40 protein-coding genes are annotated in these 23,034 nt (G+C 54.8%); all 40 read left to right on the top strand.

Annotated features, from left to right (window positions below; genetic code table 11):
• The coding region (gene tuf / locus VEI50_12950; protein HXX76030.1) for an elongation factor Tu at window positions 1–140 on the top strand (140 nt) is incomplete at its 5' end.
• 28 nt (window positions 141–168) lie between these two features.
• Complete coding sequence (gene rpsJ / locus VEI50_12945) at window positions 169–483, top strand: 30S ribosomal protein S10 (GenBank protein HXX76029.1); 315 nt, start codon at window positions 169–171, stop codon at window positions 481–483.
• Between the two features lie 64 nt (window positions 484–547).
• Window positions 548–1,174 carry a 50S ribosomal protein L3 gene (gene rplC, locus VEI50_12940; GenBank protein HXX76028.1) on the top strand — a complete coding sequence of 209 codons (627 nt, stop codon included), beginning with the start codon at window positions 548–550 and terminating at the stop codon, window positions 1,172–1,174.
• A 3-nt stretch (window positions 1,175–1,177) separates the two neighbouring features.
• Entirely contained in the window at window positions 1,178–1,801 is a 624-nt protein-coding gene (rplD, locus tag VEI50_12935; GenBank protein ID HXX76027.1) for a 50S ribosomal protein L4, read from the top strand.
• Window positions 1,798–2,091 carry a 50S ribosomal protein L23 gene (locus VEI50_12930; GenBank protein HXX76026.1) on the top strand — a complete coding sequence of 98 codons (294 nt, stop codon included), beginning with the start codon at window positions 1,798–1,800 and terminating at the stop codon, window positions 2,089–2,091. Before rplD ends, VEI50_12930 begins: the two co-directional genes overlap by 4 nt.
• A gap of 50 nt (window positions 2,092–2,141) precedes the next feature.
• On the top strand, window positions 2,142–2,966 hold the full coding sequence (gene rplB, locus VEI50_12925; GenBank protein ID HXX76025.1) for a 50S ribosomal protein L2: 825 nt from the start codon (window positions 2,142–2,144) through the stop codon (window positions 2,964–2,966).
• Between the two features lie 9 nt (window positions 2,967–2,975).
• On the top strand, window positions 2,976–3,263 hold the full coding sequence (gene rpsS, locus VEI50_12920) for a 30S ribosomal protein S19 (GenBank protein ID HXX76024.1): 288 nt from the start codon (window positions 2,976–2,978) through the stop codon (window positions 3,261–3,263).
• A gap of 79 nt (window positions 3,264–3,342) precedes the next feature.
• Window positions 3,343–3,696 (top strand): 50S ribosomal protein L22, encoded by a 354-nt coding sequence (rplV, locus tag VEI50_12915; GenBank protein HXX76023.1) that lies wholly within the window; start codon window positions 3,343–3,345, stop codon window positions 3,694–3,696.
• Between the two features lie 59 nt (window positions 3,697–3,755).
• A complete protein-coding gene (rpsC, locus tag VEI50_12910) occupies window positions 3,756–4,427 on the top strand; it encodes a 30S ribosomal protein S3 (GenBank protein ID HXX76022.1) in 672 nt (223 codons plus the stop codon).
• 14 nt (window positions 4,428–4,441) lie between these two features.
• Window positions 4,442–4,855, top strand: a complete 414-nt coding sequence (rplP, locus tag VEI50_12905) for a 50S ribosomal protein L16 (protein ID HXX76021.1) — start codon at window positions 4,442–4,444, stop codon at window positions 4,853–4,855.
• Between the two features lie 13 nt (window positions 4,856–4,868).
• The gene (gene rpmC / locus VEI50_12900; GenBank protein ID HXX76020.1) at window positions 4,869–5,090 is read left to right on the top strand and encodes a 50S ribosomal protein L29; all 222 of its coding nucleotides are present in this window, start codon (window positions 4,869–4,871) and stop codon (window positions 5,088–5,090) included.
• A gap of 2 nt (window positions 5,091–5,092) precedes the next feature.
• Complete coding sequence (gene rpsQ, locus VEI50_12895) at window positions 5,093–5,359, top strand: 30S ribosomal protein S17 (GenBank protein ID HXX76019.1); 267 nt, start codon at window positions 5,093–5,095, stop codon at window positions 5,357–5,359.
• A gap of 36 nt (window positions 5,360–5,395) precedes the next feature.
• Window positions 5,396–5,764, top strand: a complete 369-nt coding sequence (gene rplN, locus VEI50_12890; protein ID HXX76018.1) for a 50S ribosomal protein L14 — start codon at window positions 5,396–5,398, stop codon at window positions 5,762–5,764.
• Window positions 5,765–5,796: 32 nt separating this feature from the next.
• Entirely contained in the window at window positions 5,797–6,117 is a 321-nt protein-coding gene (gene rplX, locus VEI50_12885) for a 50S ribosomal protein L24 (protein HXX76017.1), read from the top strand.
• A 17-nt stretch (window positions 6,118–6,134) separates the two neighbouring features.
• On the top strand, window positions 6,135–6,785 hold the full coding sequence (gene rplE / locus VEI50_12880) for a 50S ribosomal protein L5 (protein HXX76016.1): 651 nt from the start codon (window positions 6,135–6,137) through the stop codon (window positions 6,783–6,785).
• Between the two features lie 21 nt (window positions 6,786–6,806).
• The gene (locus VEI50_12875; GenBank protein ID HXX76015.1) at window positions 6,807–6,992 is read left to right on the top strand and encodes a type Z 30S ribosomal protein S14; all 186 of its coding nucleotides are present in this window, start codon (window positions 6,807–6,809) and stop codon (window positions 6,990–6,992) included.
• Window positions 6,993–6,999: 7 nt separating this feature from the next.
• Window positions 7,000–7,395 carry a 30S ribosomal protein S8 gene (gene rpsH / locus VEI50_12870; GenBank protein ID HXX76014.1) on the top strand — a complete coding sequence of 132 codons (396 nt, stop codon included), beginning with the start codon at window positions 7,000–7,002 and terminating at the stop codon, window positions 7,393–7,395.
• An 18-nt stretch (window positions 7,396–7,413) separates the two neighbouring features.
• A complete protein-coding gene (rplF, locus tag VEI50_12865) occupies window positions 7,414–7,950 on the top strand; it encodes a 50S ribosomal protein L6 (protein ID HXX76013.1) in 537 nt (178 codons plus the stop codon).
• Window positions 7,951–7,962: 12 nt separating this feature from the next.
• On the top strand, window positions 7,963–8,328 hold the full coding sequence (rplR, locus tag VEI50_12860; GenBank protein HXX76012.1) for a 50S ribosomal protein L18: 366 nt from the start codon (window positions 7,963–7,965) through the stop codon (window positions 8,326–8,328).
• A gap of 78 nt (window positions 8,329–8,406) precedes the next feature.
• On the top strand, window positions 8,407–8,916 hold the full coding sequence (gene rpsE / locus VEI50_12855; protein ID HXX76011.1) for a 30S ribosomal protein S5: 510 nt from the start codon (window positions 8,407–8,409) through the stop codon (window positions 8,914–8,916).
• On the top strand, window positions 8,916–9,125 hold the full coding sequence (gene rpmD, locus VEI50_12850) for a 50S ribosomal protein L30 (GenBank protein HXX76010.1): 210 nt from the start codon (window positions 8,916–8,918) through the stop codon (window positions 9,123–9,125). Before rpsE ends, rpmD begins: the two co-directional genes overlap by 1 nt.
• The gene (gene rplO / locus VEI50_12845; protein ID HXX76009.1) at window positions 9,122–9,571 is read left to right on the top strand and encodes a 50S ribosomal protein L15; all 450 of its coding nucleotides are present in this window, start codon (window positions 9,122–9,124) and stop codon (window positions 9,569–9,571) included. The genes rpmD and rplO overlap by 4 nt, the downstream gene beginning before the upstream one ends.
• A complete protein-coding gene (gene secY, locus VEI50_12840; GenBank protein HXX76008.1) occupies window positions 9,564–10,883 on the top strand; it encodes a preprotein translocase subunit SecY in 1,320 nt (439 codons plus the stop codon). Before rplO ends, secY begins: the two co-directional genes overlap by 8 nt.
• Window positions 10,884–10,891: 8 nt before the next feature.
• Window positions 10,892–11,548, top strand: a complete 657-nt coding sequence (locus tag VEI50_12835) for an adenylate kinase (GenBank protein HXX76007.1) — start codon at window positions 10,892–10,894, stop codon at window positions 11,546–11,548.
• Window positions 11,545–12,294, top strand: coding sequence for a type I methionyl aminopeptidase (map, locus tag VEI50_12830; GenBank protein ID HXX76006.1), 750 nt, complete (start codon window positions 11,545–11,547; stop codon window positions 12,292–12,294). The genes VEI50_12835 and map overlap by 4 nt, the downstream gene beginning before the upstream one ends.
• A 61-nt stretch (window positions 12,295–12,355) precedes the next feature.
• On the top strand, window positions 12,356–12,559 hold the full coding sequence (infA, locus tag VEI50_12825; protein ID HXX76005.1) for a translation initiation factor IF-1: 204 nt from the start codon (window positions 12,356–12,358) through the stop codon (window positions 12,557–12,559).
• A 22-nt stretch (window positions 12,560–12,581) separates the two neighbouring features.
• Window positions 12,582–12,695 (top strand): 50S ribosomal protein L36, encoded by a 114-nt coding sequence (gene rpmJ / locus VEI50_12820; GenBank protein HXX76004.1) that lies wholly within the window; start codon window positions 12,582–12,584, stop codon window positions 12,693–12,695.
• A gap of 117 nt (window positions 12,696–12,812) precedes the next feature.
• On the top strand, window positions 12,813–13,208 hold the full coding sequence (gene rpsM / locus VEI50_12815; GenBank protein ID HXX76003.1) for a 30S ribosomal protein S13: 396 nt from the start codon (window positions 12,813–12,815) through the stop codon (window positions 13,206–13,208).
• Window positions 13,209–13,238: 30 nt separating this feature from the next.
• Window positions 13,239–13,622, top strand: coding sequence for a 30S ribosomal protein S11 (rpsK, locus tag VEI50_12810; protein ID HXX76002.1), 384 nt, complete (start codon window positions 13,239–13,241; stop codon window positions 13,620–13,622).
• A gap of 87 nt (window positions 13,623–13,709) precedes the next feature.
• Window positions 13,710–14,336 (top strand): 30S ribosomal protein S4, encoded by a 627-nt coding sequence (rpsD, locus tag VEI50_12805; GenBank protein ID HXX76001.1) that lies wholly within the window; start codon window positions 13,710–13,712, stop codon window positions 14,334–14,336.
• 86 nt (window positions 14,337–14,422) lie between these two features.
• Window positions 14,423–15,415, top strand: coding sequence for a DNA-directed RNA polymerase subunit alpha (locus VEI50_12800; GenBank protein ID HXX76000.1), 993 nt, complete (start codon window positions 14,423–14,425; stop codon window positions 15,413–15,415).
• A 30-nt stretch (window positions 15,416–15,445) separates the two neighbouring features.
• Window positions 15,446–15,868: a 50S ribosomal protein L17 gene (gene rplQ, locus VEI50_12795; protein ID HXX75999.1), complete on the top strand. Its 423-nt coding sequence runs from the start codon at window positions 15,446–15,448 to the stop codon at window positions 15,866–15,868.
• A gap of 134 nt (window positions 15,869–16,002) precedes the next feature.
• On the top strand, window positions 16,003–16,629 hold the full coding sequence (lptC, locus tag VEI50_12790) for an LPS export ABC transporter periplasmic protein LptC (GenBank protein HXX75998.1): 627 nt from the start codon (window positions 16,003–16,005) through the stop codon (window positions 16,627–16,629).
• Window positions 16,604–17,185, top strand: coding sequence for an LptA/OstA family protein (locus tag VEI50_12785; protein ID HXX75997.1), 582 nt, complete (start codon window positions 16,604–16,606; stop codon window positions 17,183–17,185). Before lptC ends, VEI50_12785 begins: the two co-directional genes overlap by 26 nt.
• On the top strand, window positions 17,182–17,964 hold the full coding sequence (gene lptB, locus VEI50_12780) for an LPS export ABC transporter ATP-binding protein (protein HXX75996.1): 783 nt from the start codon (window positions 17,182–17,184) through the stop codon (window positions 17,962–17,964). The genes VEI50_12785 and lptB overlap by 4 nt, the downstream gene beginning before the upstream one ends.
• Before the next feature lie 22 nt (window positions 17,965–17,986).
• On the top strand, window positions 17,987–19,498 hold the full coding sequence (rpoN, locus tag VEI50_12775) for an RNA polymerase factor sigma-54 (protein HXX75995.1): 1,512 nt from the start codon (window positions 17,987–17,989) through the stop codon (window positions 19,496–19,498).
• Window positions 19,499–19,631: 133 nt separating this feature from the next.
• Complete coding sequence (gene raiA, locus VEI50_12770; GenBank protein HXX75994.1) at window positions 19,632–20,144, top strand: ribosome-associated translation inhibitor RaiA; 513 nt, start codon at window positions 19,632–19,634, stop codon at window positions 20,142–20,144.
• A gap of 6 nt (window positions 20,145–20,150) precedes the next feature.
• Window positions 20,151–21,017: an RNase adapter RapZ gene (gene rapZ, locus VEI50_12765; GenBank protein ID HXX75993.1), complete on the top strand. Its 867-nt coding sequence runs from the start codon at window positions 20,151–20,153 to the stop codon at window positions 21,015–21,017.
• Between the two features lie 354 nt (window positions 21,018–21,371).
• Window positions 21,372–22,481, top strand: coding sequence for a type IV pilus assembly protein PilM (gene pilM / locus VEI50_12760; protein HXX75992.1), 1,110 nt, complete (start codon window positions 21,372–21,374; stop codon window positions 22,479–22,481).
• On the top strand, window positions 22,478–23,029 hold the full coding sequence (locus VEI50_12755; GenBank protein ID HXX75991.1) for a PilN domain-containing protein: 552 nt from the start codon (window positions 22,478–22,480) through the stop codon (window positions 23,027–23,029). The genes pilM and VEI50_12755 overlap by 4 nt, the downstream gene beginning before the upstream one ends.
• Window positions 23,030–23,034: the final 5 nt, after the last annotated feature.

The raw sequence follows: 23,034 nt of genomic DNA, 5'->3' as shown, positions 1-23,034 counted from the left end.
AGATGGTGATGCCGGGGGACAATGTGAGTGTGACGGCGGAGTTGATCAGCCCGATCGCGATGGATCAGGGGTTGCGGTTTGCGGTGCGCGAGGGCGGCAAGACTGTCGGCTCCGGCGTCGTCACCGAAATCCTGGCGTAACTCGACATATCGAGAGGTAGAGGACTGAATGGTCAAGGTAGAACAGCGCATCAGAATCAGATTGCGGGGATTTGATTATCGAATCCTTGATCAATCGGTTGCCGAAATTGTCGAGACGGTGCGTCGCAGTGGAGCAAAGGTCGTCGGGCCAATTCCCCTGCCGACGAGAGTCGAGCGGTTTACGGTTCAACGCGCGACGCATGCAGATAAAAAATCCAGAGAGCAGTTCGAAATCAGAACACACAAGCGCATGATGGACATCATGGACGCGACGCCGGAAACGATGGATTCATTGATGAAGTTGAATTTGGCGGCGGGTGTGGATGTGGAAATAAAGTTATGAGTGCTAAGTGCGGAGATCCGGATGACGGATGTCTCAGCCCTCACAACTCAGCACTTAGGACTGGATGAACATGACAAACGGGCTTTTAGGAAGAAAACTCGGGATGACGCAGATTTTCGATGAAAGTCAGCTGACTCCCGTGACAGTCATCGAGGCCGGTCCTTGCCGCGTGGTGACGCTCAAGACTAAAGAGCGCGACGGCTATGAAGCGGTTCAGCTTTCATTCGATGAGGTAAAGGACCGCAAGCTGTCGAAGGCTGAGCTAGGCCATCTCAAGAAACATGAGGCGCCAGCGAGTCGCGTGCTTCGCGAGTTCAAGAAGGTTGGCGATGTTGCGGTAGGCCAATCGGTGAAGGTCGATATTTTCAAAAAGGGCGATTGGGTCGATGTGATCGGCGTGTCCAAGGGGAAGGGTTTTCAGGGCGTGGTCAAGCGGCATCACTACGCCGGTGGTCCCGAGTCACACGGCTCGATGTTTCACCGGGCTCCTGGATCGATCGGGTCCAGTTCGTTCCCTTCACGGGTCTGGAAGGGAAAGACGTTGCCGGGGCACATGGGTGCTGAGCGAGTGACGGCCCAGCGCTTGAAGGTGATCGAGTCGAGACCGGGTGAGAACCTTCTCTTCGTGAGGGGGGCGGTTCCGGGAGCGGCCAATGGGCTCGTCGTCGTGCGCAAGTCGAAAAAGGGATAGGCCATGCCGACGGTTGATGTCGTCGATCTGAAAAAACAAAAGGTCGGGACGGTCGAGCTTCCGCGAGAGGTGTTTGGTTGTAAGCCGCATCCGTCGCTCGTTCACGAAGCGGTCATTATGCAACAAGCATGTGAGCGCCAAGGGACCGCCTCGACGCTCCGTCGCGGCGAAGTCAGCGGATCCGGCAAGAAACCATGGAAGCAGAAGCATACGGGTCAGGCGAGAGCTGGGTCTATTCGTTCTCCTGTATGGCGACATGGCGGATCGGTCTTCGGGCCGAAGCCGAGGAGTTATGCCTACAGTATGCCGAAGCGGAAGTACCGGGCGGCGCTGCAAAGTGCGTTGTCGGCGAAGGTCGTTGATGGACAAGTCGTCATCATCTCCAACCTGTCGCTGGAGCAGCCGAAGACAAAGATCCTGGCGAAGGCACTCGATCAGTTCGGTAAGGGGGCTCACGCGTTGGTGGTGGCCGGCGAGGGACATTCGGGCTTAGCTCAGGCGGCTCGCAACCTGTCGCATATTCGCTTGGTGGGGCCTGAGCGGTTGAATGTCTACGACGTCGTGCGGGCGCAGATCATTGTCATTCCCGAACGTGAATTGGCTCGGGTGAAAGAGGTCTGGGCATGAAAGTCGACCCGCGTAGTATCTTGGTGCAACCGCTCTTGACCGAGAAAGTGACGGCGATGCGTGAGCGCAGTAATACGGTAGGGTTCCTCGTTCATCCGGATGCGAATCGCATCCAGATCAAGCAGGCCGTCGAAACGCTCTTGAAGGTCAAAGTAGAGCGCGTCAATGTTCTCAATGTCCGAGGAAAGATCAAGCGACTTGGGCGGTTTTCTGGAAAACGATCGGACTGGAAAAAAGCGTTCGTCAAATTGAAGGAAGGCGAAAAGCTCGAACTTTATGAAAGCGCCTAGGGTCAAGGGCGCATCGAGACGCGCCCCGGGCGGGTGGATGAAAAAGAGATATGGGATTGAAATCGTATAAGCCGACAACATCGGGACGCCGGGGGATGACCGCGGTCACGACCGAGGAGTTGACGAAGAAGAAACCGGAAAAGAGGCTGACCGAGTTTCACCTCCGGACCAGCGGGCGGAATAATGATGGCCGAACGACCGTGCGGTTTCGCGGCGCGGGGCATAAGCGGTTGTACCGCACGATAGATTTTCGCCGTGACAAAGTGGGCATTCCGGCGAAGGTCAGTGCATTGGAGTATGACCCTAACCGCTCGGCTCGAATCGCTCTCTTGCAGTACGCAGACGGTGAAAAGCGGTACATCGTGGCACCGATCGGATTGCAGGTCGGCGATGTAGTCCAGTCAGGCCCAGACTCGGAAGTACGACCGGGCAATGCCCTGCCCCTTGCGAGTATGCCGTTGGGTACGACGATTCACAATCTCGAGCTCAAGCCTGGCAAAGGGGCGCAGCTCATCCGAAGTGCCGGCGGCTTCGCGCAGGTCATGGGACGAGACGGCAATTATGTCCAAGTTCGCCTGAAATCCGGTGAAATGAGACGAATTCTGGGCTCCTGCTTGGCCACGGTCGGCCAAGTCGGTAATGTCGACCACGAGAACATCAGTGTCGGGAAAGCAGGACGTTCCAGGTGGAAGGGACGACGCCCGCACGTGCGCGGGGTCGTCATGAATCCCGTTGACCATCCTCACGGCGGCGGCGAAGGAAAATCCGGACAAGGGAATCCCCATCCGGTGTCGCCTTGGGGCTTGCCGACGAAGGGCTATAAAACGCGGAACAACAAGCGAACGGAAAAATTCCGTATCGCTCGCCGCAAGTAGGAGTCGTCGATGCCAAGGTCAGTGACCAAGGGCGCGTTTGTGGATGACCATTTGCTCAAGAAGGTCGAGCAGATGAATCAAACCAAAGATCGCAAGCTCATCAAGACGTGGTCGAGGCGGTCAACCGTGGTTCCGGACATGATCGGTCACACCTTCGCGGTACACAACGGGAAGAAGTTCATTCCTGTCTTTGTGACGGAGAACATGGTCGGACACAAGCTCGGCGAATTCGCTCCGACGCGATTCTTTAAGGGCCATGGACAAGCCAAGACGGAAAAGGCCGTCCCACTGAAATGAGGCGATGGCTCTCAGCCGTTGGCTGTCAGCTAAGACTGATGGCTGAAGGCTGACAGCTTGGTTTTGAAGAGAAAGAGCAATGGCAGAAGCAAGAGCGATACTCAGATTTGTTCGCGTGGCGCCCCGGAAGGCACGGCCGGTAATCGATATGATTCGCGGGCAACAGGTTCCTCTGGCGTTGGCGATGCTCAAGCACACCCCGAGGCACGCAGCCCGGGTGGTGGAGAAAATTCTCCGCTCTGCTGTGGCAAATGCCGAACAGAAGGAAATGGGCGACAGCGACGCCATGTGGGTGTCGAAGGCGTTTGTGGATTGCGGGCCGACCTATAAACGGTTTCGCGCACGATCCATGGGACGGGCCAACGCGATCCAAAAACGGACCAGTCACATTACGATCATTGTGGCAGGGACAGGCGTTCAGGGAAAGACGTAGTGCGTGAGGAATATCACCGGGAACAAGATCGTTCCCCATTGAAGTAGGGGTGAGACAGTATGGGGCAGAAGACGCATCCAGTCGGCTATCGCCTGGGATACAACTACACGTGGAGCTCTCGGTGGTATGCCGATAAGGACTACGCCAAGCTGCTGCATCAGGACATCAAGATTCGGAAGATGGTCAAGCAGCGTTTGTACCACGCAGGAGTCGCGAAGGTAGAGATCGAGCGGTCGGGCGATCAAACCCGCGTGATCATCCACACGGCCCGTCCGGGGATCATCATCGGACGGAAGGGAGCGGAAGTCGACAAGCTCAAGGCCTCGCTCGAGAAGGAGTACGCGGGACAGGTCTATATCAATGTGAAAGAGATCAAGAAACCCGAGTTGGACGCGCAACTGGTGAGCGAAAATGTCGCCACCCAGTTGGAAAAGCGCGTAGCCTTCCGTCGGGCCATGAAGCGCAGCGTGCAATCGGCGCTTCGCCTCGGCGCTCAAGGAATTAAGATCATGATTGCCGGTCGTCTTGGCGGTGCGGAAATCGCGAGAACCGAGTGGTATCGGGAAGGTCGTGTGCCGCTCCACACGCTTCGGGCCGAGGTCGATTATGGATTTGCGGAGGCGCATACCACGATGGGGCAGATCGGGGTGAAGACGTGGATTTATAAGGGCGAGATTCTTCCCGTTCAGCCACTCAAACCGGAAGCAGCCTTTGAACGTCGGTTGGGGTAACAGAAGAGGCGACTGTGCTGGCACCAAAAAAGGTCAAATTTCGCAAGATGATGAAGGGCCGCATGACCGGTAAGGCCTATCGTGGCGGACATCTCACTCTGGGAGAGTTCGGCCTCAAAGCTTTGGAGCCCGGCTGGGTCACAAGCCGACAGATCGAAGCCGCCCGTATTGCGATCACCCGCTACGTGAAACGCGGTGGGCAGGTGTGGACAAGAGTCTTTCCCGACAAGCCGATTACGAAGAAACCGGCGGAAACTCGTATGGGAAAGGGCAAGGGAAATCCCGAGTACTGGGTGGCGGTCGTGAAACCGGGCCGGATCCTCTACGAGATGGATGGTGTGACACCGGAAATTGCACACGAAGCGTTCAGGCTAGCGTCTCACAAGCTGCCGATCGCCACCAAATGTGTGACGCGGGGAGAGTTTTAAGGCGAGTACGGACATGGATTTGAAAGAACTGCGACAGTTGACGGGTGCAGAATTGGCTGAAAAGGCGCAACAGCTGACGCAAGAGCTGTTCAACCTTCGGTTTCAGCTCGGGACCGGGCGTTTGGAAAATCCCATGCAGATCAGGAAAACAAAGCGAAACATCGCTCAAGTGAAGACGATCCTGCGTGAAGTTGAACGCAAGGAACCGTCGTCGACGAACGTGAAAGGGGCCTGACGATGGCGGAGGCGACAGCAAAGCGGCGAGAGTGGGTGGGCCGGGTCATCAGCAACAAGATGAATAAGACGGTGGTGGTGGCGGTGGAGCGTTCGGTGATTCATCCGGTGTATCGCAAGATCCTCCGCCGGGTGACCAAACTAAAAGCGCACGACGAGCAGAACACCTGTCGGATTGGAGACCGGGTGCGCATGATCGAGACACGGCCGATCAGCAACGACAAACACTGGCGCGTCGTGGAAGTCTTGGAAAAGGGACAAACCGAGTAAGCGGACGGCCGGACCTCTGCAGGACGTAGAACGGGCATGATTCAGAGCTATACCTACATGGACGTGGCCGATAATTCAGGGGCCAAGCAGGCCATGTGTTTTCATGTGCTCGGTGGGACCAGGCGACGATATGCCTCATTGGGTGATGTGATTGTCGTGACCGTGAAAGAAGCGATCCCTCAGGCGACGGTGAAGAAGGGTGATGTGAGCCGAGCTGTCATCGTGAGGACGACGAAGGAAGTCCGCCGGGAAGACGGGTCGTATATCAAGTTCGATCGCAATGCCTGCGTGCTCATTAATAAGGAAGGGGAGCCGATCGGAACCCGTATTTTCGGGCCGGTCGCGCGAGAATTGCGCTGGAAGAAGTTCATGAAGATCATCTCTTTGGCTCCGGAAGTGTTGTAACGCAACGGCGGGATCGGGTGAACGTGGACGGATTGCAGAAAAGTCGAATTCGAAAAGGCGATACGGTCGTGGTCATGGTGGGCCGCGACAAAGGGAAGTCCGGGAAGGTATTGTCGGTCGACCTTGGGGCCGGAAGAGTCCTGGTTGAAAAGGTCAATATCATCAAACGGCACACGAAACCGAACCAAAAAGTAAAGCAGGGCGGCATTCTCGAGCGCGAGGCTCCATTGGCGTTGTCGAAAGTGATGTTTTTGTGTCCTGTAACGCAAAAGCCGACACGGTTAGGGATCCGGACACTCAACGACGGACGGCGCGTCCGGTTTAGTAAGAAATCAAAGGAAATCGTCGATTAGGACGCAAGGGTATCAGCATGGTCAAGGGTGAGAAAGACAAAGGCGGGAAGCCGGCTGGGCGACCGGCGAAAAAAGGGACTCCGCCCGCTCCCGCGTTGACAGACGACGGCAGCGAGGAGTCCAAGTTTCGGCCGCGGCTGCGCGACATGTATCAGCAGCAAGTCGTCCCGGCACTCATGAAGGAGTTCGGATACAAGAACATCATGCAAGTGCCCAAGCTCGACCGGATCGTGTTGAATGTCGGCATGGGTGAGGCGATTCAAAACGTGAAGCTTCTGGAAAGTGCGACGACTGAGCTGGGGGCGATTACCGGGCAGAAGCCGATCGTGACTCGCGCCAAGAAAGCGATCGCCGGGTTCAAGCTGCGTCAGGGCCTGCCGATCGGGACGAAGGTGACGCTGCGTAACCGACGGATGTATGAATTCTTTGACCGGCTCGTGACCTTGGCGCTTCCCCGCATTCGAGATTTTCGCGGGGTGTCACCCAAAGCCTTCGACGGACGGGGCAACTATACGTTAGGGCTGAAGGAACAACTGATCTTTCCGGAAATCCATTACGACGAAGTGGCATCGATCCATGGAATGGATATTACGATCGTCACGACCGCAAGAACGAACGACGAAGGCAAGGCGCTGCTCAAGCAATTGGGCATGCCGTTCAGAACGTAACGTCAAACGAAGGAGTCCAGGGTGTCGAGGTTAGCGCTCAGAAACAAGTCGGCCGCTAAGTCCAAGTTTCCCACGAGGGACTATCACCGCTGTCCGCTATGTGGCCGTGTGCGGGGCTATCTTCGACGGTTCCGCATGTGCAGAATTTGTTTTCGGTTGTTGAGCTTAAAGGGAGAAATTCCCGGCGTCAGAAAGGCGAGTTGGTAGAGGACTTATGGTGACGGATCCGATCGGCGACCTTTTGGTGAGATTGCGGAACGGTGCGCGACGACATCACGAAGTGGTGACGGTTCCCGCATCCAAACTGAAACGCGAGGTCTTGAGGGTGCTCCAGGCCGAAGGATTTATCCAAGGCGTCGAGCAAGCGGTGGAAGAAGGCCATCCTGTCCTCAAGGTCCAGTTGCGATATGTCGGAGAAGGCCAGTCGATGATTTCAGGGATGGAACGGATCAGCAAACCTGGTTGTCGCGTGTATGTCGGCAGCAAGGACATCTCCAAGGTCAGGAACGGGATCGGAGTCTCCATCCTTTCGACGTCGAAAGGGATCATGACGGACCGAGAGTCTCGTCATGCGGGACTCGGAGGAGAAGTACTGTGCTCCGTGTGGTAACGAACGGGTAAGCGATCGATGTCACGGATAGGGAAAAAGCCCATTGCAATTCCAAGCGGTGTCGATGTGAAAGTCGCCGGACCGGTGGTGTCAGTTAAGGGACCGCTGGGAAAGCTCGACTGGACGCTCGTCTCGGGTATTGGTGTCAAGGTCGAGAACGGTCAAGTGGTGGTGACGCGCCCCAATGACGACCGGAACGTGCGCGCGATCCATGGGTTAGTTCGGGCCGAACTCAACAATATGATCCATGGAGTGACGAAAGGATATGAGCGCAATCTTGAAATTACCGGAGTCGGATACAAGGCGCAGGTCCAGGGGCGGACGATGAGTTTCAACGTGGGCTACATCAATCCGGTGACCTACGCCGTGCCTCCCGGCATCGAGGTCAAGGTAGATAAGCAGACTCTCATCAACGTGAAGGGAGCGGATAAGCGATTGGTCGGGCAAGTGGCGGCTAACTTACGTGCGCTCAAGCCCCCCGATGTCTATAAACAGAAGGGCGTTCGTTACGTTGGTGAAACCTTACGCAAGAAAGAAGGCAAGACCGGAAAGTAGCAGGGTGTCACGATGAGAACCGAAGAGAAAGCGCGTCAGTTAGCGCGTCGACAGCAGCGGGTTCGTCAGCGAGTTTTTGGAACACCGGATCGTCCCCGTTTAAACGTGTTCCGGAGCAGCGCGCACATCTATGCGCAAGTAATCGATGACGTCAAGGGAGCCACATTGGCGGCTGCGTCTTCGCTCGACCAGTCCCTCCGAAAATCATTGAAATCGACTGGTAGCATTGAGGCGGCGAAAGCGGTGGGGAAGCTGTTGGCCGAACGGGCGAAAGCTGCAAAAGTGACAGCGGTCGTGTTTGATCGAGCCGGACGACTCTATCACGGCCGGATTAAGGCCCTTGCCGATGCATCACGTGAAGGGGGACTCAAGTTCTAGCGAGCAGCCGTCAGCATTGGCGATCAGTTTCTGATTCCAGACCGAAGGCTGGTCAGATCGAGAGAGGAGCGAGAACGCGTGCGAGTTAATCCAGACGAGCTGAACCTTAAAGACAAAGTGGTGTTCATCAACCGCGTTGCGAAAGTCGTCAAGGGCGGAAAGCGATTCAACTTCTGCGCGCTGGTTGTGGTCGGTGACGGGCAGGGGTGGGTCGGGATTGGAAAAGGGAAAGCAGCTGAAGTCCCGGTTGCCATCGCGAAGGCGGTGCAGCAGGCGAAGAAGCACCTAGTCCATGTGCCGCTCAAATCGGGGACGATTCCTCACGAAGTGCACGGATTGTTTGGCGGCGAACATGTTCTTCTGAAGCCGGCTGCTGAAGGAACGGGAATTATTGCGGGAGGCGCCGTGCGGGCGGTCGTGGAGTTGGTTGGAGCCCACAATATTATTTCGAAGACGCTCGGGCGAGGGAATCCATTTAATACGGTCCGCGCCACGTTGAACGGGCTGTGTCAGCTCAAGAATCCCGAACAAGTGCTGCAATTGAGGCGAGGTGTCGGAAGCCAGGTTGCCCACGGAGCGACAGTCTGATGGCCACGACGAAATCACCGAAGGTGGTGACAAAAGGTCTACGGATTACATTGAAACGAAGTCCGATCGGAACCCCGGAGGATCATCGACTGGTATTGCGGGGATTGGGACTTCGACGCATTCGCCATTGTGTGGTCCGCCCCGACACAGCGCAGGTGAGAGGGATGATTCATAAGGTCGGATATCTGTTGGACGTCCAACCACAATGAACCTGCACGAACTCGCTCCTGCCAAGGGAGCCAGAAAGCGACGGAAACGGATCGGTCGTGGGCCTGGATCCGGCCACGGGAAAACTGCGACCAAGGGTCACAAAGGGTTGCTCGCGCGGTCCGGCGGAGGGAAAGGTCCAGGGTTCGAAGGCGGACAGATGCCTCTCATCCGGCGTCTTCCGAAGTTCGGATTCACGAACCCATTCCGGAAAGAATATGCAATCGTCAATCTCAAGAATCTCTCTGAGATGGGGGGGGCGGGGACGATCACCCCGCAGATGCTCGTGGATGCGGGGTTGGTCAAACGGAAAACGTTACCGATTAAAATATTGGGGAGCGGTGAGCTGAAGAAACCGCTTGTTATACAGGCGCATAAATTCAGCAAGTCCGCGGAGACAAAGATCCAAGCAGCGGGAGGGAGAATCGAGGTCATTCCCAGTGTTTGAGCGGCTCCTGACCAGTTTTCAGAACATTCTGAAAATTCCCGAGCTGCGCACCCGTATCCTCTTTACCTTGGGGATGCTGGTCGTCTACCGGATTGGCGCGCATATCCCGACGCCCGGCATCAACGGCGAGGCGCTTTCCGAATTCCTGACAAAGCAGGGCGGAGCGCTGCTCGGCTTCTTGGACATTTTCTCCGGCGGATCACTGTCGCGGTTGACGATCTTTGCGCTGGGCATCATGCCCTACATCAGCGCATCGATCATTTTGCAGCTGTTGACCGTGGTCATTCCGCACCTCTCGAAGCTGGCAAAAGAGGGAGAACGGGGGCGCAAGAAAATTATTCAGTACACCCGATTCGGCACGATCGGGATTGCGTTGATTCAAGGGTTTGGGATCGCCATCGGTCTGGAGCAAATGAATCAAGGCGCCTTCGTGCTGAACGCCGGCTGGGGGTTCCGTCTGATGACGGTGATCACGCTCACGGCGGGTACCGGGTTCTTGATGTGGTTGGGCGAGCAAATCACCGAGCGAGGGATCGGCAATGGAATTTCGTTGATCATCTTCGCCGGAATCGTCGCACGACTGCCGGCCGCCATTGCGCAGACGTTCGACTTGTATAAGGTCGGTCAGCTGAGTTTCATTCTGTTGGTAGCCTTGGCGGTCTTGATGGTGGCCGTCGTTGCCGCGATCGTCTTCCTGGAGAGCGGGCGGAGAAAAATTTCCGTTCAATATGCGAAACGGGTCATTGGTCGGCGTGTATACGGAGGGCAGAGCACACACATTCCGCTAAAGATCAACACGGCGGGTGTCATTCCTCCGATCTTCGCCTCTTCGATCATCGCGTTTCCGGCTACGATCGCGGGGTTTTTTGAGACGCCGTGGGTTAAGTCGATTGGAGCGCAGCTGGCCCCGGGCTCGTTGTTGTACACGCTGATGTATGTGGGGCTCATTCTCTTTTTCTGTTTCTTTTACACGGCCGTGGTGCTGAACCCGGTTGATATGGCCGACAACATGAAGAAATACGGTGGCTTCATTCCCGGCATTCGTCCCGGACAGCGGACGTCGGACTATATCTATAAGGTACTGACGCGGATCACGTTCGCCGGAGCGATCTATCTGGCGATCGTGTGCGTCATCCCAGAGTTCTTGATCTATAAGTTGAACGTTCCTTTCTATTTCGGTGGCACGTCGCTCTTGATCGTGATTGGTGTCGGGTTGGATACGGCGCAGCAGATCGAGTCCCACATGCTGATGCGCAATTATGAAGGGTTTCTTGGAAAAGGCATGGGCCCCCTGCGTGGTCGGAGCGGTTGAGGACGATCATGCGAGTGGTGTTTCTCGGCGCACCGGGAGTGGGGAAAGGCACGCAGGCTGATCGAGTAGTCGAGGCGTTCAAGATTGCAAAAATTTCGACCGGCGATCTGCTGCGAGGAGCCGTTAGAAACCAGACGAAGCTTGGGCTCGAAGCCAAGGAATACATGGATCAGGGAAAGCTGGTCCCTGATTCGGTCGTGATCGGGTTAGTGCGGGAAAAGCTGAACGAAGCTGGTTGTGCTAGTGGGTTTGTTTTGGATGGTTTTCCGAGAACCACGCCGCAAGCGGATGAACTGGGGCAGGCATTAGGGGAAAAACGGATGCCCCTCGATCGCGTGGTGAACTTTGAGGTTCCTCGGGAGGCGATCGTCAGACGACTGAGCGGCCGGCGAAGTTGTCCGAAGTGTCAAGCGACGTTCCATGTTGATTTCTCGCCGCCCAAGCAAGATGGGGTGTGCGACCGCTGTGGCGAGTTGCTCGTTCAACGGAGTGATGATCGGCGAGAAGCGATTGAAACGCGGCTCAAGGTGTACGAGGAGCAAACGGCGCTGCTCATTCGATACTATGAAGACAAGCGGCTCCTTACTCACTTGGATGCATCTGAGGCCGTCGATGCGGTGTTTGCAAAGTTGATGAAGGTGCTCGAGCCGTACAGGGCAACATGATCATCCTCAAGACGCCTGACGAAATTGAGGTCATGGCCAAGGCGTCGAGAGTAGTAGCAGAAACGTTAGAGGTGCTCAAGAAGGTTGTGCGGGTCGGGCTGACTACCGATGAGCTTGATGCTCTGGCGGAGACGGAGATTTTGGCTCGCAACGCCAAGCCGGCGTTTAAGGGGTATCGGAATTATCCAAAAACGCTGTGTGCATCGGTGAACGAGCAGGTGGTTCACGGGATACCCTCCAAACGGAAACTGAAGGAGGGGGACATAATCGGGCTCGATCTGGGGGCAATCGTCGATGGATTCTACGGCGACTCGGCAGTGACGGTGATGATCGGTGAGGTTGGCGAGAAGGCTGCCAAGTTAGTCCAGGTGACGGAAGAAGCCTTGATGCTCGGCATTGAACAGGCGACGGTAGGCCGCCGCTTGTCGGACATCTCGCATGCGATTCAACGCCATGTGGAGGCCGCAGGATATTCTGTTGTGGCAGAGTTTGTCGGCCACGGGATCGGCCGCCAATTGCATGAGGAGCCGCAAGTGCCGAACTATGGCAGGCCTGGACAGGGACCAAGACTACAAGCGGGGATGGTTCTTGCGATTGAGCCGATGGTGAACATGGGTGGAAGTGCGGTCCGAGTGTTGGATGATCGGTGGACGGCAGTGACGGCAGACGGAAGTCTCTCGGCTCATTTTGAACATACGATTGCGGTTCAATCGAGCGGGCCAGCCAGAATTCTGAGCCAGTTGTAAAGGGGGGGGCGAATTGGCCGTTAGACGGAAGAAAGGATAACGATTCGTGCCGAAGGAGGACATGATTGAAATACAGGGCACGGTCGCCGAAACGTTACCGAACGCGATGTTTCGCGTCCAGCTCGATAATGGCCACAAAATTCTCGCACATATCTCGGGGAAAATGCGGATGCATTTTATTCGCATCCTGCCTGGAGACAAGGTCACTGTTGAGATGTCGCCCTACGATCTGACGAGGGGGCGTATCACGTATCGCTTTAAGTAGGTCAGCAGGAGTGTGGACAGTCATGAAAGTCAAATCGTCGGTTAAGCCGATTTGTGCCAAGTGTAAAGTGGTGAGGCGGCGAGGCGTTGTCCGAATCCTCTGCGAAAATCCTCGGCACAAGCAGAGGCAAGGGTGAGCAGGACGCCACGACCAGTCGCCTGCTCGCGCAATGTGCGGCCTCGGAAGGCCCTGGTTGGGCGCGCGTATAAAAGGCTGGTCGGGCCATCCTGCAGGATGTAGAAGGGAGAACCAAATGGCACGTATCGCCGGAGTGGATTTGCCGAGAGAGAAGCGAATCGATATAGGTCTGACCTATATCTTTGGAATCGGACGGGCATCGGCGGTGCAGATTCTGACGAAGGCCGGTGTGGACGGTGCGATCCGGGTCAAGGACCTGAGCGAAGACAAGATTGTGAAGCTCCGTGAAATCATCGAGCAAGATTATCAGGTTGAAGGCGATCTTCGGAAGACGTTTTCTATGAATATCAAGCGTTTGATCGACACTGGAACGTACCGTGGCCTGCGCCACCGCAAGGGGCTTCCGGTCCGCGGACAGCGGTCAAAAACCAATGCGCGTACAAGAAAAGGCAAGCGAGCAGGGGTAGGGAGCAAACCAAGGCCGGCAACAAAACCAACACCGACAGCCTGACATCTGTCACGTAGCCACTAGGGAGTTTGTATGAGCGTCAAAAAGGGGAAGCGGAAAGAGCGCCGTATCGTACAGAATGGGGTCGCTCACGTGCAAGCGTCCTTCAACAATACCATTGTGACGATCACCGACATGAGCGGCAATACAGTGGTCTGGGCGAGTGCGGGAAATCAGGGGTTTAAAGGGTCCCGCAAAAGCACACCCTTTGCGGCGCAGCGAGCGGGCGAAGCGGCAGCCCGTAAAGCAATGGAAAGTGGTATGCGCCAGATCGATGTCTACGTGAATGGACCGGGAGCTGGGCGTGAATCAGCGATCCGATCTTTGCAGGCAGCGGGATTACGGATTAATTTGATTCGCGATGTGACACCGATTCCGCACAACGGATGCCGTCCGCCCAAGCGCAGAAGAGTGTGAGAACGACGTTAAACGTTGATCGTTAATCGCAAAAGAGCAGGACAGCGATTCCACGTTTAACGAATGACGATTCACGAGGAGGAAGCAGTGGCAAAGTATCGTGGTCCTGTCTGTCGACTCTGTCGGCGAGAAGGTGAAAAGCTGTTCTTGAAGGGCTCGCGCTGCATGACGGAGAAATGCGCGATTGAGCGTCGGAGTTATCCTCCGGGGCAACATGGCCAAGCTCGTCAGCGGATTTCCGACTATAGCACCCAGTTGCGCGAAAAACAGAAGCTACGGCGCATATATGGTCTTCAGGAACGGCAGTTCCGCGGTATCTTCGAGCGTGCGGAGCGACAATCCGGTGTTACTGGTGAGGCGCTGCTTCAACTCCTCGAATGCCGGCTCGATAACGTTGCGTACCGATTGGGATTTGGGGCCTCGCGTAAGGAAGCCCGCCAACTGGTCGGTCATGGGCACGTGACGGTGAATGGCCGCAAGCTGAATGTTCCGGGAGCGCTGGTGAAGGCCGGCGACGTTGTCGAAGTGCGGGAACGAAGTCGGACGTTGGTTCCGATCCAGGCTGCGCTTGAGGCGGTGGATGGACGCGGGATTCCCGAATGGCTGGAGTTGGACAAGGCGACCTTTAAGGGGACCGTGAAGGCGCTCCCCACAAAGAGTCAGATTGTTCTTCCGGTCAACGAGCAATTGGTCGTGGAATTATATTCGAGATAGAACAGTGATTCGAGAGAGATGGTGGTTGTCAGTAGAGGCGATGGGTGCTCGATGACCAGGCTACTCGATGAGATGAAGGGGGAGTCATGATCAAAGCAATGAAAGACTTTCAGATCCCGATGCGGGTGGAAGTCGACAAGGACACACTTTCTCCGACGTTCGGTCGATTTACCACCGAAGCGTTTGAACGGGGATTCGGCACGACAGTCGGCAATGCATTGCGGCGCGTGCTGTTGTCCTCCTTGACCGGCGCGGCGGTAACGACGGTTAAAATCGAAGGGGTACTGCACGAATTTTCCACGATCCCCGGCGTGACGGAAGATGTCACGTCGATCATCTTGAACGTCAAAGGCTTACGGCTGGCATTGCACACGGATAAACCCAAAACGATCCGGTTGAAGAAGAAGGGACCGGGTGAAGCCAAAGGTTCGGACATTATCCATGATGCGGACCTTACGATCCTGACGCCCAATCTACATATCGCCACGCTAGACAAGGATGCCACGTTGGACATTGAGATGACCGTGAAGCACGGACGCGGATATGCTCCAGCTGAACGTAATAAGGAGGAAGGTCTCCCCATCGGGGTCATCGCGATCGACTCCATTTTCTCGCCAATTAAGCGGGTCAATTTTCACGTGGAGAATGCCCGTGTCGGGCGCATGACTGATTACGACAAGTTGATGTTGGAAATTTGGACGGATGGGACGATCGCCCCGCGCGATGCGCTGTCGACCGCCGCGAGCATTCTCCGCGACCACGTGGATATCTTTATCAATCCTGAAGAGCGTGTCGAAGGGCGGGCCGAGGCGGGGGCTGATGAGTCTCAGCGTGAGGTCAATAAGCATCTGTTCCGGAGTGTGAACGAACTGGAATTGTCAGTACGCGCGGCAAATTGCTTGAAGAACGCGAATATCAAGACGATTGCGGATTTGGTGCAGAAGACCGAAGGCGAGATGTTGAAGACCAAGAATTTCGGGAAAAAATCCTTGAATGAGATCAAGGAGATTTTGTCGGAGATGGGTTTGACCCTCGGAGCGAAACTGGAGGGCTCCACTCCGAAAAATGGCAATCCATAGTCTCTAACGAGCAGCGCAAGAGAGGGTACCGTGCGTCACCGAAAGAAGGGTAGACAGCTAGGGCGGCAGACCAAACATCGATGGGCTTTATTCAGAAGCTTGGTTACCTCCCTCCTTGAACATGAACGCATCGAAACGACCCAGGCGAAGGCTAAAGAAATTCGAGGCTTTACCGATCGGATGATTTCCTTGGGGAAGCAGGGCACTTTACCGGCCAGACGTCGAGCCTTGAGTTTCCTCCGGAGTAAGGAAGTCGTCGCAAAACTGTTCAGTGATGTGGCGGCACGCTTCAAGAATCGTCCCGGCGGGTATACCAGGACGGTGAAAACTCGCCAACGCATGGGAGATGCGGCTGAATTGGTTGCGATCGAACTCGTAGCGAGACCTGAGACGACGTCGAACAGAAAGCAGACTGCAGCTGCTCAGTCCCCCTCAAGCGAGAAAGCCGGCTAGGCTTCCGACCCCTTGCACGGCATACGGGTGGTGTGGCCCGAATCATCCGCGTTGATCGCACATCGATAGCCGAGCTTTAAGTGACTTCCATCATCTGAAACATGGCGTGACGACGGCATCCGTTTACTTGCCCCATGGCACATGCTATTATCGTGCCAGGCATTGTTGAACGAGGAATACCACGTACCGTGTGGCGACACTGGGCCCAACGAAGTTTATTTGCCATCAGCGTAATTCTGGCTTGCTTTCTCGCCTATCTACTCCTGACGAATTCCACATCAGTTCCCACACCAACCACGACGGCGCCTGGCTCGATCGATCAAGCTGATGCCACAATCTCGAATTTTACGTTTACTCAGACGAAGGGTGCGACTGTTCAATGGCAAGTTCAAGCGCAACAAGCGCGGCTTTTTGAACAGGACAAGCGCGCCCTGCTTCAGACTGTGGCCGTGACCTTGTTTGGTCAGCAGGGGAAGGAGCTGACCGTGACGGGCGAGGAAGGGACACTGGATACCGCCACGAAGAACTTTATACTCGCGAATCGAACTGCCCCGCTCGTCGTGGAGACGACGAGTGGGTATATCATATACACGAATCACCTCGCATGGACCGATCAAACGCGAGAGATCAGAACGCAGGATCCCGTGCGCATTGTCGGTCATGGATTGGAAGTCAGGGGGCGTGGCCTCCTGGGACATCTGGACACGGAAGAGTTTGAAGTACTTGAGGACGTCCATGTGGATTTGGTTCCTGCTTCTTAACATTCTGACAGTCGGTGTTCCCTCACACGGTCGATCAGAAGAGGCCAGCCCTCCAAAGGGAGCGGCCGATCAGACGGTCAGTACCACCATTACCGCCAAGAAAATGACCGTCAAGAATCACGATAACCAAGCCGTCTTTGAGGGAACGGTCGTGCTCACGCGAGGGGCACTGGTTGTGTATTCCGATCGGATGGTTGTTTTGTTTAAACCGCAAGAGGCTGGCGGGGAAGATGATCGCCATTCGCGTGATTCGACAAAGAGCACGACTGCCTCAAAGGGGTCGGATGTGATGCCGACCGTCTCAAACCGTACGTTGAACCGCATCGAGGCGACGGGGAGAGTTAAGATTGAAAAAGAATCCGGGACTGCGACCTGTGAGAAGGCCGTGTACTATCAGAACGAAGAAAAAATCGTACTGACGGGAAATCCTGTGGCATGGGACAAAGGTACCAGGGTGAGCGGGAAGCAGATCACGATGTTTCTGGCGGAAGATCGAAGTGTCGTGGAGGGCGGTTCCCACGTTCGCATCGAACCGGAAGGAGGGGGCACTAAGTGAGAGAGGTCGTAGAACCCAATGCCTCGCCCAGTCTCGGTGGGAGAGAATTTCCCGAGATTGCCTGTTTGAGCGCAAGAGGACTGGTCAAGGGGTTTCGCGGCCGAAAAGTCGTGAAAGGAGTCTTCGTTGAAGTCAGATCCGGAGAAGTAGTCGGGCTCTTGGGACCGAACGGGGCAGGTAAGACGACTATTTTCGATATAATGGTGGGACTCTGCCAGCCGGACGAAGGACAGATCACTCTCAATGGGGATATCATCACCGATTTGCCGATGTATAAGCGAGCGCGCAAGGGCATCGGGTACTTACCTCAAGAGTCCTCGGTGTTCCGCCGCCTGTCCGTAGAGAACAATATTCTCGCAATTCTAGAAATGCTGGATTACTCTCAGACCGAACGGGCCGAACGCGTTGATGCACTACTGAAAGAGCTCGACTTGAGTCATATTCGGACGAGTATGGCCTATGCGTTATCTGGTGGTGAACGGAGACGGTTGGAGATCACACGTGCGCTGGCGACAAACCCCTCTTTTATGCTCTTGGATGAACCATTCGCAGGGATCGATCCGATCGCCGTTGCTGACATTCAACAAATCGTCATTCGACTGAAAGACAAAGGCATCGGAATCCTTATAACCGACCATAACGTGCAAGAAACTCTGTCGATTACCGACCGGGCGTATATTATCAACGAAGGCCTGATCCTGGAATCCGGGCCTCCTGATGTGATTGTAAAAAGTGAAACCGCGCGAGCAGTATATTTAGGAGAACGGTTCAAGCTCTAGCCGGTCGATTCCGTGGAGTGCCATGAAACTGAGACTGGACCTTAGACTCAGCCAAAAGCTGATCATGACCCCGCAATTGCAGCAGGCGATCAAGCTGCTGCAGTTGTCTCGCTTAGAACTCCAGCAGAGCCTCTCACAGCATATGATGGAAAATCCTTTGCTCGAAGAAGCGCCGGCTGAAACACAAGAAGGTGAGGCGGAGAACGTTGATGATCAGAAGGAGGAAAATACAGCGTCTGCGGGGCAGGAACAATCGAATGAAGAGCAATCAACCCCCGAGGAACGTGATACGGCTGATGAAGTCTCGGCATCCGGATGGGAGGAGTATTATGGAACCGATCGTCGCATGGGGGGTGGGGAATACGCTTCGTCGTCGCAGGAGGAGTTTCCCTCTTATGAGCAGACGCTAGCCAAACCTACCTCGTTGGAAGATCATTTAGTCTGGCAACTGTCTCTTTCTGGACTGTCCGATCGTGAGAAAGCTATCGGCCGATTGCTCATCGGGAACCTCGATGACGACGGGTATCTCCGCACGCCATTGGCCGAGATCGTCAGCGGGACCGATTTTAGTGAAGCGGAGGCAGAATCAGTTCTCAAGGATGTGCAGAGCTTCGATCCGACCGGGGTGGCTGCGAGGGATTTGTCTGAATGTTTGATGCTGCAGTTCGGCCATTTGGGCAAGAGTCCCATGGGGTCGCTCGGTGCCCGTCCCGGAGCACTGAAGGGGTCGGTTGTCGAAGGTATCGTGCAACACCATCTAAAGGATTTGGAGAAAAAACAATACGCCCGCATCGCGAAAGCGTTAGATGTGACGGTTGAGGAGGTGTTTCAGGCGACCAAGGTTATCGAATCACTTGAACCGAAGCCCGCTCGACCGTTCTCCAACACCCAGAATTATGCCATCGTGCCTGACGTGTTTGTGGTGAAGAAGGAAGGGGAATGGGTGGTCTTGCTGAACGATGACGGTCTGCCGCGCATGCGGATCAGCCAGGATTATAGAAAACTCATGACGTCGAATCGCGACGGATTGGGTGAGACAAAAGCCTATCTTGAGGAAAGATTTCGGGCGGCTCAATGGGTCATACGGAGTATCGAGCAACGAAACAAGACGATCGTGAAGGTGGTATCGAGTATCGTCAAGTTTCAGGAGCAGTTTTTTGAGCACGGGGTACAATACCTCAAGCCACTTGTTCTGAAGCAGGTTGCTGAAGACATCGGCATGCACGAGTCGACGATCAGCCGGGTCACGGCCAATAAATACATGCATTGCCCGCAAGGTATGCTCGAACTAAAATTCTTTTTTAACGCGGGACTTCAGCGGGCTGATCAGCCCATGGATATGTTGTCTTCAGTTACGGTTCGAGAGATGATTCGGAAAATGGTGGCCGAAGAGGACGCGCGGCGGCCATTGAAGGATGAAGAGATTGCTGCGCGGTTGCGCGATCAGCAAATTCTGATCGCGCGACGGACTGTGGCTAAATATCGCGCTGAAGAGAACATTCCCTCTGCGAACCAACGTAAACGGTTCTTTTGACGCAGCAGTCCCGGTGCAGAGTTGTTACCCACCATCTGGCCCGTCTTTCCGGTGACAAACGTGATCATCGTGCGGTCATAGGTGGCCGAGCTTGACGGTGGGGTCTCTGTAGCAATCGACAGGAGCTAAGGTGATGCAAATCACCGGCAGACAGCTGGTCATCACACCGGCTATACGACGGCATGTCGAATCCAGGTTGGCTCGACTAGATCGATACGACGTGCGGATCGCACACATTGCCGTGATTCTCGGGGTCAACAAGCTCCAGCATACGGCGGAAGTCGTCTGTACGCTCCAGGGGAAGCGGGTGCAGGCAAAAGTGTCAACCCAGGAAATGTATGCCTCTATTGATCAGGCTGTCACTCGACTTGAGGCACAAATCCGAAAGCGCAAGGAACGTCTCGTCGATCACAAAGGCCTGAAGAAGCGGGTGTATTCGATAAGCGGGCACAGCGTACCGGAGAGTATTGACGGCATTGATGTGATAAGTCTCTCAACCTCGATGCTTTCATTCGACGAAGCGAAAAGGCGGCTGGAATCCACTCCTGGCTCTCTCGTGGTGTTTAGAAATTCGATATCCGGGAAGCTGCAAATCCTAAAGCGTCTTGTGAATGGACGCATGGCATTGATTGATCCCTCACAGTGAACCCTCATGGCAGGCCTCAAACTCGTCGTTGTCAGTGGTCTCTCAGGGTCTGGAAAGTCCCACGCCCTCAACTGCTTTGAGGACGCGGGATATTTCTGCATTGATAACCTGCCCCCAGCTTTGCTCCCGACGTTTGTGGATCTCTGCAACCAGCAAGGTGGTGAAATCAAAAATGTGGGTCTTGGAATTGACGTGCGTGAACGGGTGTTCTTTGCCGATCTGATCGGCATATTAGAGCGAATAAAGTCCCTCGGTCACTCAGTTGAGTTGTTGTTTTTTGAAGCCCGAGAGGAGGTGCTGGTACGTCGCTTTTCCGAATCTCGCCGCCCTCATCCGCTCTTGCCTCACCTCCCAGTATTAGAAGGCGTACGGTTTGAAAAAGAGCGTCTTCAGGAAATGCGCCGTCACGCTGATCGAATTATTGATACGTCGGATCTAACGGTGCACGACTTGCGTGAACTTTTGGTAAGACAGTTTCGGGACGATTCAGTCCCGAGGCCCCTGACCATTTCCTTGCTCACATTTGGGTTTAAGTTTGGTGTGCCGTACGATGTGGACCTTCTCTTCGACGTTCGTTTTCTTCGCAATCCATTCTTCGTGCAGGATCTGAAGCCCCTGACAGGGGAGGATCCGAGAGTACGGAGTTTTGTGCTCGGCAATCCTGATGCGATCGCCTTTATCGAGAAATTGGATAACTTATTTCAGTTCTTGATTCCGCTCTTTGAACGTGAACATCGCAGCTATCTGAACGTTGGCATCGGCTGTACTGGCGGGCGACATCGATCGGTTGCCATCGCCCTGCGTCTCCAAGAAAGCTTCGCCGCGAGGGGATACCAGGTCAGCGTGATCCATCGCGATCTCCACAAATCATAGTGTCGCGGCAACCAGCGGTCGTGCCTCGACAGATCCCCCCGGTTTCTTGACAGCTCTCATGCATGAACTATACTTCCCTTATGTATCGCAGTGGTACGCTGCGGTCCCGATAGGTTAGATGCAGGCCGATGCCAAAAACAGGACCGATGATTACGGATCATCCTGGGACAGCGCTTCAGCCATCCATCTAAATAACCTTCCGCAAACCAAAGCGAATCGGGAGAAACAACCAATTCGAAGAATGCAGCTTGGTTAATTTGGCGGGTTGAGTATGAAGGGCAAGAGCAATGACCGGTACGAAAGTACGAAAAAGATTTGCCATTTCCCGATAGTAGTGTACGGTTCGAGGTACCTATGCTGAGTTCACTCAAGAGTTTAGTTGAAACAGATATTGTCTCGATGCTGACGCCGAAACGTCAGCTCGTCGGGCTCGATATCGGATCAAGCGGCATCAAGCTGGTTCAGCTGAAGGAGAATCGTGGGCGGTACGTGTTGCAGAAGTTCGGGGTAAAACCGCTTGAGCCGGAAGTCATCGTTGACGGAACCGTAATGGATGAAGGCCGGGTCGTTTCGGCCATTCGTGAGTTGTTTGAAGAGCTCAACGTTAAGGTGAAGCAGGTGGCAGTGTCCATATCGGGCCACGCGGTGATTATTAAGAAGATCAGTCTACCACCCATGCCGGATGAGGAATTGGAAGGCCAGGTGAGGCTCGCGGCGGAACAGTACATTCCGTTCGATATCAATGAGGTCAACATCGATTTTCACGTTCTGCCTCCAGCTGAGGGAGGAAGCGACGCGCAAGGCGAGATGTCGGTCATCTTAGTTGCGGCTAAGAAGGATAAAATCAACGAGTTGACCGAACTCGTGAAAGGAGCAGGGCTGTTACCCTTGGTCATGGACGTCGATGCTTTTGCCATCGAGAATATGCACGGGGTTAACTACCCCGTTGCACAGGACGAGACGACCGCGCTTGTCAACATTGGCGCCAGCGTGATGAACGTCAACATCGTTCGAGGTGGAACATCTCTGTTTACCCGCGACATTCCGATTGGTGGGAATCGATACACGGAGGCGATCCAACGGGAGTTGGGAATGTCCTACGAGGATGCCGAGGCCACAAAGAAAGGCGAACGTTCAGCTGGGGCCAACCAAGAAGCAGTCAATGGTGTCATCGACAGTGTGAATGCCGAGGTAGCATCGGAAATCGCGAGGACGATCGATTATTTCAAGTCAACCATGACGGATTCAGACATTCAGCAGGTTCTCTTGTGTGGGGGAGGCTCGCGGGCCAAGGGACTTGTCCAACAGCTTCATGACCGCATGCAGGTTCCTGTCGAGATCGCCAATCCCTTCAATGAAGTGGATACCTCGGGCAGTGATTTTGACCAGGAAACTTTGGCCGACCTCGGACCCCTTGCTGCTGTGAGTATGGGACTCGCGCTCAGATCGGTAGGAGACCGATGATCCGAATTAATCTATTGCCTGGGCCCAAAGGGCGGCAGGCGAAGCCGCAGTATGATGTCAGGGCTCAGGCTTTATTGGGTGTCGGACTCGTGGTGATTACTCTAGCAGGATGCTGGTGGTATTCCACGGCACTCGATACGGAGCTTGAAGGCAAGCATGCAGAAAAGCAGGATAAGGAAAAGCAGGTTGCACAGCTCAAAGAACAGGTCAAACAAGTTGCGGACTTCGAACAACGCAAGAAAATATTGGAAGATAAGAATCGAATCATCGACCAACTGGAAAAATCACGCGTTGGTCCAGTGAAAGTGCTGGATCATGTCAGCCAAAGTTTGGAGCCGTTGAAGCTGTGGTTAGTCAGAGTGGGGATAAACGGACAAAATATTGAGCTTGAGGGTCGTGCGATGACGAACGACGACGTAGTGGAATTCGTTAATAACCTTCGCCGCACGGACTACTTCATGAATATCGATCTTCAGGAGAGTAAGGCTGCCACGGAGAGCCAGGTCAATCTCTATCAGTTTAAGCTCAACTTCCGTCTGAAGAGTTAAGTTGC

This window comes from Nitrospiraceae bacterium (assembly GCA_035623075.1).
Lineage (GTDB): Bacteria > Nitrospirota > Nitrospiria > Nitrospirales > Nitrospiraceae > DASPUC01.
Note: the sequence above shows the minus strand (reverse complement) of the source record. Positions and strands in the feature narration are given on the sequence as shown.